The organism is Variovorax sp. 20P10.2.4 (genome assembly GCF_058244205.1).
Genome location: NZ_JBZAYE010000428.1, coordinates 1 through 6,402, shown reverse-complemented (window position 1 = coordinate 6,402; position 6,402 = coordinate 1). Strand labels below are relative to the sequence as shown.

7 protein-coding genes are annotated in these 6,402 nt (G+C 70.9%); 5 read left to right on the top strand and 2 right to left on the bottom strand.

Annotation, left to right across the window (positions count from 1 at the left end):
- Window positions 1–210: 210 nt before the first annotated feature.
- Complete coding sequence (locus tag AC27VN_RS29215; RefSeq protein WP_490878809.1) at window positions 211–1,098, bottom strand: LysR substrate-binding domain-containing protein; 888 nt, start codon at window positions 1,096–1,098, stop codon at window positions 211–213.
- Between the two features lie 147 nt (window positions 1,099–1,245).
- Here AC27VN_RS29215 and phnD point away from each other — a divergent pair, with 147 nt between their 5' ends.
- The 4 genes from phnD (at window position 1,246) to psrA (ending at window position 4,911) form a co-directional block, all read left to right on the top strand.
- Complete coding sequence (gene phnD, locus AC27VN_RS29210) at window positions 1,246–2,115, top strand: phosphonate ABC transporter substrate-binding protein (RefSeq protein WP_490878808.1); 870 nt, start codon at window positions 1,246–1,248, stop codon at window positions 2,113–2,115.
- Window positions 2,112–2,918: a phosphonate ABC transporter ATP-binding protein gene (gene phnC / locus AC27VN_RS29205; protein ID WP_490878807.1), complete on the top strand. Its 807-nt coding sequence runs from the start codon at window positions 2,112–2,114 to the stop codon at window positions 2,916–2,918. Before phnD ends, phnC begins: the two co-directional genes overlap by 4 nt.
- Complete coding sequence (phnE, locus tag AC27VN_RS29200) at window positions 2,915–3,739, top strand: phosphonate ABC transporter, permease protein PhnE (RefSeq protein ID WP_203206793.1); 825 nt, start codon at window positions 2,915–2,917, stop codon at window positions 3,737–3,739. The genes phnC and phnE overlap by 4 nt, the downstream gene beginning before the upstream one ends.
- Before the next feature lie 74 nt (window positions 3,740–3,813).
- On the top strand, window positions 3,814–4,911 hold the full coding sequence (psrA, locus tag AC27VN_RS29195; RefSeq protein WP_490878806.1) for an iron-containing alcohol dehydrogenase PsrA: 1,098 nt from the start codon (window positions 3,814–3,816) through the stop codon (window positions 4,909–4,911).
- Here the strand turns inward: psrA and AC27VN_RS29190 are convergent, their stop codons facing one another.
- The gene (locus tag AC27VN_RS29190; RefSeq protein WP_490878805.1) at window positions 4,912–6,057 is read right to left on the bottom strand and encodes a DJ-1/PfpI family protein; all 1,146 of its coding nucleotides are present in this window, start codon (window positions 6,055–6,057) and stop codon (window positions 4,912–4,914) included.
- 40 nt (window positions 6,058–6,097) lie between these two features.
- Here AC27VN_RS29190 and AC27VN_RS29185 point away from each other — a divergent pair.
- The coding region (locus AC27VN_RS29185) for a DJ-1/PfpI family protein (RefSeq protein ID WP_490878804.1) at window positions 6,098–6,402 on the top strand (305 nt) is incomplete at its 3' end.

The window sequence follows — 6,402 nt, the reverse complement described above, 5'->3', positions numbered from 1 at the left end:
GCGGCGCGTGGATTCAGGGAAGCGGCGCGCCGGCGTGGCGCGGTCCGCGGGGGCGTGGGGTCTGCATTGCTCGACTGGCATGTCTATCGGCCTCTGGTGGTGGAGTGGCCGAATTACAGAAGAGCGGGGTGACGTGCCAGAGACGAAAGCCCATGAGTATTTCGTTCGTCCTGTCGGCTTTTTCGTCAGATCGATCGGTGCGAGCGCGGCTCACGCTGCCTCTTCGAACTCCCCCTTGCGCAGTTTCAGCGCCACGTCGAAGAAGGAGGCGAGCACGCGGCTGTCGCGCCGCACCTGCAGGCAGTAGAGGTAGGTCTGCGTCACCGCGGGATCGCCCTCGATGCGCACGGTGCGCAGGCGCGCGTCGGGAATGAACTCGGCCTCGGAGACCGCGCCGATGCCGATGCCGCGCGCGGCCGCTTCGCGGATCGCCTCGCGGCTGCCGATCTCCATCGCGAGCTTGGGCCGAACGCCCGCGCGCGCGAAGGCCTCGTCGAGCGCGCGCCGCGTGCTGGAGCCGCTCTCGCGCTGCAGCATGGGCTGGCCGTGCAGTTCCTCGAGCCGGATCTCGCCGCGCCTGGCGAACGGATGGTCGCGGTGCACGAACAGGATCAGCGCATGGCGCGCATACGGCGTCGCGCTGAAGCCCGGCGCCTCGTGGAAGCGCGCGAGCACGCCGATGTCGACCGCGTACTCCTCGAGGTCCTTGAACACCGACGACGAATTGCCCATGCGGATCGAGACGTCGAGCCGCGGATAGCGCCGGCGGTAGGCGTCGACCATCTCGATCACGTGGAAGGGGCCGACCGCGCCGAGCTTGAGCTCGCCCGACTGCAGGTCGCCGCTGTCGTGCAGCAGGTTGTACGAATCGAGCTCGAGCGCCGCGATCTGGCGCGCGATGGGCAGCAGGCGCTCGCCGACGCTGGTGAGCTCGATGCGGTGGCCCTGGCGGTGGAACAGCATCACCTTGTGCTGGCGCTCCAGCGCCTGGACCTGGGTGGTCAGCGTGGGCTGGCTCAGGCCCACGGCACGCGCGGCGGCGCTGAAGCTGCCGTGCTGGGCGACGGCGAGGAAGGCGCGGAGTTTGGCAGCGGACATCCATAGATTGTTTGAATGGAATCGTGACAAATCCGTGATCGATCTGATATGCGCCTGTCACATGGCGTTCTTAGCCTTGGGGTAGTCGCAGGCCGACGCCTGCCGTTCCGGTCCCTTCCAGTCCCTTTTCCCTTCCCAGACACCACCATGAACACCCTCCTTCGCCTGCGCCGCAGCCTGATCGCCCTGGCCCTCTCCGCGGTCGCCGCCCTGCCGGCCCTGGCCGCGCAGCCCCTCACCATCGGGCTGATCCCGGCCGAGGACTCGCAGGCCATGATCGAGAGCAGCCGCCAGGTGCTCGACAGCCTGCAGCAGCAGCTCGGCATGCCGGTCAAGCCCTTCGTGGCGACCGACTACAACGGCGTGATCGAGGCGCTGCGCTCCAAGAAGCTCGACGTGGCCTACCTCGGCCCGTTCTCGTACGTGCTCGCGAACCAGGTCGCGGACGTGGAAGCCTTCGCGGTGGCCGTGACCAAGAAGACCGGCCAGAGCTCCTACAAGAGCGTGATCATCGCGCGCAAGGAAAGCGGCATCGCCAAGACCGCCGACCTCAAGGGCCGCAGCTTCGCCTTCGTCGACCCGACCTCGGCCTCGGGCCACCTGTTTCCCAAGTCGGGCCTGCTGCAGGCCGGCTACGACCCCGAGACCTTCTTCGGCCGCGTGATCTTCTCGGGCTCGCACGACGCCAGCATCCTGGCCGTGGCCAACAAGAAGGTCGATGCCGCCGCCGTGGCCGACCGCATCCTCGCGAGCGCCATCGCCAAGGGCCAGGTCAAGCAGGACGAGCTCGAGATCGTCTGGTCGTCGAACCCGATCCCCGAGTCGCCGATGGTCTGGCGCAAGGACCTCGATCCGGCGCTGAAGGCGAAGATCGCGAAGGCGCTGGCCAACGTGAAGGACCTGCCCTGGGGCGACCAGGGCGTGCTCAACGGCTTCCAGCCCACCAATGACGCGGCCTACAACGTCGTGCGCGACACCGCCAAGGTGCTCAAGCTCGACCTGCGGAGCATGAAGTGATCCGCATCCGGCAACTCACCAAGCGCTATGGCGACAACGCCGTGCTGCGCGGGGTGGACCTCGACGCCGCGGCGGGCGAGTTCGTGGTGGTGCTCGGCGAATCGGGCGCCGGCAAGTCGACCCTGCTGCGCTGCGTGAACCGGCTGGCGCTGGCCGACGGCGGCGAGCTCAGGGTCGACGGCATGGACGCCGTGAACTGCGCCGACACGCGCGCGCTGCGCCAGCGCGTGGCCATGATCTTCCAGCACCACAACGTGGTGCCGCGGCTCAGCGCGCTGAAGAACGTGCTCACGGGCCGGCTCGGCGCGGTGTCGACCCTGGCCTCGGTGCTGCATTTCTTCAGCCGCGCCGACATCGCGCTGGCGCACGAATGCCTGGGCCGCGTGGGCCTCGCGCACAAGGCCCATGCGCGCACCGATTCGCTCTCGGGCGGCCAGATGCAGCGCGTGGGCATCGCGCGCGCGCTCGCGCAGCAGCCGCGACTGATCCTGGCCGACGAGCCGGTCGCGAGCCTCGACCCGCAGACCTCGCGCAAGGTGCTGCAGTACCTGCGCGATGCCTCGCGCGACCTCGGCATCACCGTGCTGTGCAACCTGCACCAGGTCGACTACGCGCGCGAGTTCGCCGACCGCATCGTCGGCCTCTCGCAGGGCCGCGTCGTGTTCGACGGCGCGCCGCAGGCCATGGGCCCCGAGGACATCGACCGCATCTACGTGCCGCAGCCCGCGGCCGACCGCAAGGAGCCCGCCGCCCCGGCGGCCGTGCCGCTGCCGCTGCTGGCACGCACCGAAGGACACGCATGAACACCCCCTCGACCCGATACGCCTGGACCGGCCCGCTGCCCGAGAGCCGCCGCGGCTGGTTCAACCTGCTGATCGGCCTGTGCGTGGTCGGCTGGGCATTGCAATGGAGCGCCGGCGGCGCGCAGCTCAGTTGGTCCGAACTGGCGGCGGGCCTGCCGCAGATCCTCGATTTCCTGGGCCGTACCATGCCGCCCGACACCAACATCCTGAGCCGCCTGGTCGCACCCGCGCTCGAGACCATTCAGATCGCCGTCTGGGGCACGCTGCTGGCGGTGCTGCCCGCGATTCCGCTGTCCTTCCTGGCGGCGCGCAACCTGCAGAGCCGGCGCTGGGTCTACCAGTGCACGCGCCAGGCCCTCAACGTGGTGCGCAGCATCAACGAGCTGATCCTCGCGCTGGTGTTCGTGTCGGCCGTGGGGCTCGGTCCGTTCCCCGGCGTGCTGGCGCTCGCGTTGCATGGCGCGGGCATGCTCGGCAAGTTCTTCGCCGATGCCATCGAGGAGATCGACCAGGGCCCGCTCGAGGCCCTGCGCGCCACGGGCGCGCGCCCGCTGCAGGTCATCGTGTTCGGCGTGCTGCCGCAGGTCGTCACGGCCTGGATCGCCGTGGTGCTGTACCGCTTCGAGGTGAACCTGCGCTCGGCCACCGTGCTGGGCATGGTGGGCGCGGGCGGGCTGGGCTTCGAGCTGGTGAGCAGCCTCAAGCTGTTCCGCTACCAGGAGACCGCCACCTGCATCATCGTGATCACCGTGATGGTGATCGTGGCCGACCTGCTCTCGAGCCAATTGCGCCACCGCATCCAGCACAGCGGCCGGCACTGAAGGCCGCGCGGATCCTTTCTCTTGAGCGCCCGGCTGCACGACGTGGCCGTGGCGCCCGCTTTCCCGAACCCATCATGTGGACCTACTACAACCCCGTCGACGTGCATGCCGGCTGCGGCTCGCTCGATGCGCTGCCCGGGCTGCTCGGCGCACGCCGCGCGATCCTGATCGCCTTCCCCGAGGCGGTCGGCCTCGGCCTCGTCGATCGCATCCGCGGCCTGCTGGGCGAGCGCCTAGCGGCCGTCCAGACCGAGGTGCTGCCGAACCCCGACGTGGCCTGGCTGGCACCGATGTACGAACGGCTGTGGCGCGAGCATGCCGAGGTCGACTGCGTCATCGCACTCGGCGGCGGCAGCGTGATCGACTGCGCGAAGGTGATGCTCACGCGCCCCGCGGCCGGGCGCTTCGACGAACTGCTCGCACTGCTCGAAGGCGCGGACAGCGCGCCGGCCGCGGCCCGGCGGCACCGGCAACTGCTGGCCATTCCCACCACCGCCGGTACCGGCAGCGAAGTCACGCCCTGGGCCACCGTGTGGGACCAGGTGCGCGCGCGCAAGCTGTCGCTGCAACTGCCGTGGACCTGGCCCGAGGCCGCCATCGTCGATGCCGACCTGATGCTGAGCCTGCCGCATGCGGCCACCCTGGCCAGCGGCCTCGACGCGCTGTCGCATGCGCTCGAGTCGCTGTGGAACGTGCACCGCAACCCGGTGTCGGCAAGTCTGGCCGTGAGCGCGGCACGCAGCATCGTCGCCACGCTGCCCGAGCTGCTGGCGCGGCCCGACCGGCCCGAGCTGCGCGAGCGCCTGGCCACCGCGGCGCTGCAGGCCGGCCTGGCGTTCTCCAACACGCGCACCGCGCTCGCGCATTCGCTGTCCTACGACATCACGCTGCGGCATGGCGTGCCGCACGGCATCGCGTGTTCGTTCAGCCTGCCGCGCATCATGCAGCTCGCGGCCGGGCGCGATCCGGCGCTCGACGCGCTGCTGCTGTCGGTGTTCGATGCGCACGACATCGGTCAGGCCGTCGCGTCGCTGAGCGCCTTTCTCGAGGGGCTGGGCGTGAGCGTCGATCCGCTGAGCTATGGCATTCCCGAGGCGGACTGGAGCGAGCGCATCCTGCAGGCGCTGGCCGGTGCGCGCGGGCGCAACTTCATCGCCGCCGACGCCGGCTGATCAGGACGCGCAGGCGGTGTTCGCCGCCGTGCGCGGGTACTCCATCTCCTGCATCACCCAGTCGCGCCGCGCGTTGCCGAAGCGGCCCGCGATCTCGCACAGCGTGCGGTCGAGCTGCTGCACGGGCTTGAGCGCGGCCACCAGCGGAAGCAGCCGTGCTTCGCGCGTGGCGGGGCCGGCCACCAGCACGAGACCGCTGCGCAGCTTCACCGGGCCCGAGGCCGAGACCGCCTCGACATCGACATGCCCCGTGCGCGTCCACGCATCGGTGGCCAGCGCGAGCGCGATGTCGTCGGCACCGTCGCGCACCTCGAGCCGGCGACGCTCGCCGCGCCAGAACGCCGTCTTGTTGAACAGGTACTCGGCGCCGCGGCCGGTCGTGAGGCCGAAGGGCGCGCTCGCATGCGCCGGTCCCCAGCCGTCCACGCCGAGTTCGGCCGCCATCGCCGTCGCCTTCGCGGGCCCGCCGATCGCCTCGACCAGCGCCAGCGTCGCGGGCACCGAGGCCGTGATGCCGGTGGTCGTCGCCACGTCACGGTCGACCAGGTAGCGCCTGTCGGGCACATGCGTGGCGCCGGGCCTCTGGCGCAGCGCGCCGCGGTCGTACCAGTGGCCGGCGAACCGCCGGCCGTCGAGAAGGCCGGCGTGCGCGAGCACGAGCGCGCCCGAGCACACGCCGATCACGCGCGCGCCTCGGCTGGCCTGTTGTTGCAGCCAGGCCCTCACCGCGGGTGCGTCGGCTGGCTCCATCGCGGGCACGATCACGTAGTCGGCGCCCGCGGGATGGGCGCGGTCGAAGGTGGCGAAGTCCTGCGCCCCCTCGACCTGCAGTGCCGGAAACAGCGTGACCCGGCCCGAGCGCGGCGCCACGATCCGCACTTCGGCCACCTCGGCGCGCTGCAGCACCGCGTGCGGCAGCAACAGGTCGGTGAGCTCGGTGCCCTCGTTGAGCGCCAGCATCGCGATCACCGGCCGGCCGGGCCGGCGCGGCTTCATGGCCTCGACGAAGGCTTGCCGGTCGCGCGCGAGCGCCGCCTCGTCGTGCGCGGCGGGCGGCACCGCCGCCTCGCGCGTGCCCGTGCCGCATCCCGCCAACCCGATCGCCGCCATGCTCGCGCACAGCAGCGCACGCAGCCCGTTCCACATGGAGAATCCCCTTCATGACCTCGATGCACCGAGCTTAGGAATGCCGACCCCCACCCACAAGGACGAAGAAGCCGCGGTTCCTGCCAGCACCGTCGTGCTGGTCGCGTTCGACGGCGTCGAGGCCATCGACGTCGCGGGCCCCGCCAGCGTGTTCAGCAAGGCCGAGCAGCTGCGCCCCGGCAGCTACGAGGTGCTGATCGCCTCGCCGGACGGCGGCACCGTGTCGACCAACAGCGGCCTGCAGCTGGGCGACACCCGCAGCCTCGACGCGCTGCCCGCCACCATCGACACCCTGATCGTGGCCGGCGGCGACGAACCCGCCGTGCGCCACGCCATCCTCGAGCA

Excerpts from the sequence above, each read along its gene's own strand:
- AC27VN_RS29215 (WP_490878809.1), bottom strand. The coding sequence starts at position 1,098 with ATGTCCGCTGCCAAACTCCGCGCCTTCCTCGCCGTCGCCCAGCACGGC.
- phnD (WP_490878808.1), top strand. The coding sequence starts at position 1,246 with ATGAACACCCTCCTTCGCCTGCGCCGCAGCCTGATCGCCCTGGCCCTC.
- phnE (WP_203206793.1), top strand. The coding sequence starts at position 2,915 with ATGAACACCCCCTCGACCCGATACGCCTGGACCGGCCCGCTGCCCGAG.
- psrA (WP_490878806.1), top strand. The coding sequence starts at position 3,814 with ATGTGGACCTACTACAACCCCGTCGACGTGCATGCCGGCTGCGGCTCG.
- AC27VN_RS29190 (WP_490878805.1), bottom strand. The coding sequence starts at position 6,057 with ATGTGGAACGGGCTGCGTGCGCTGCTGTGCGCGAGCATGGCGGCGATC.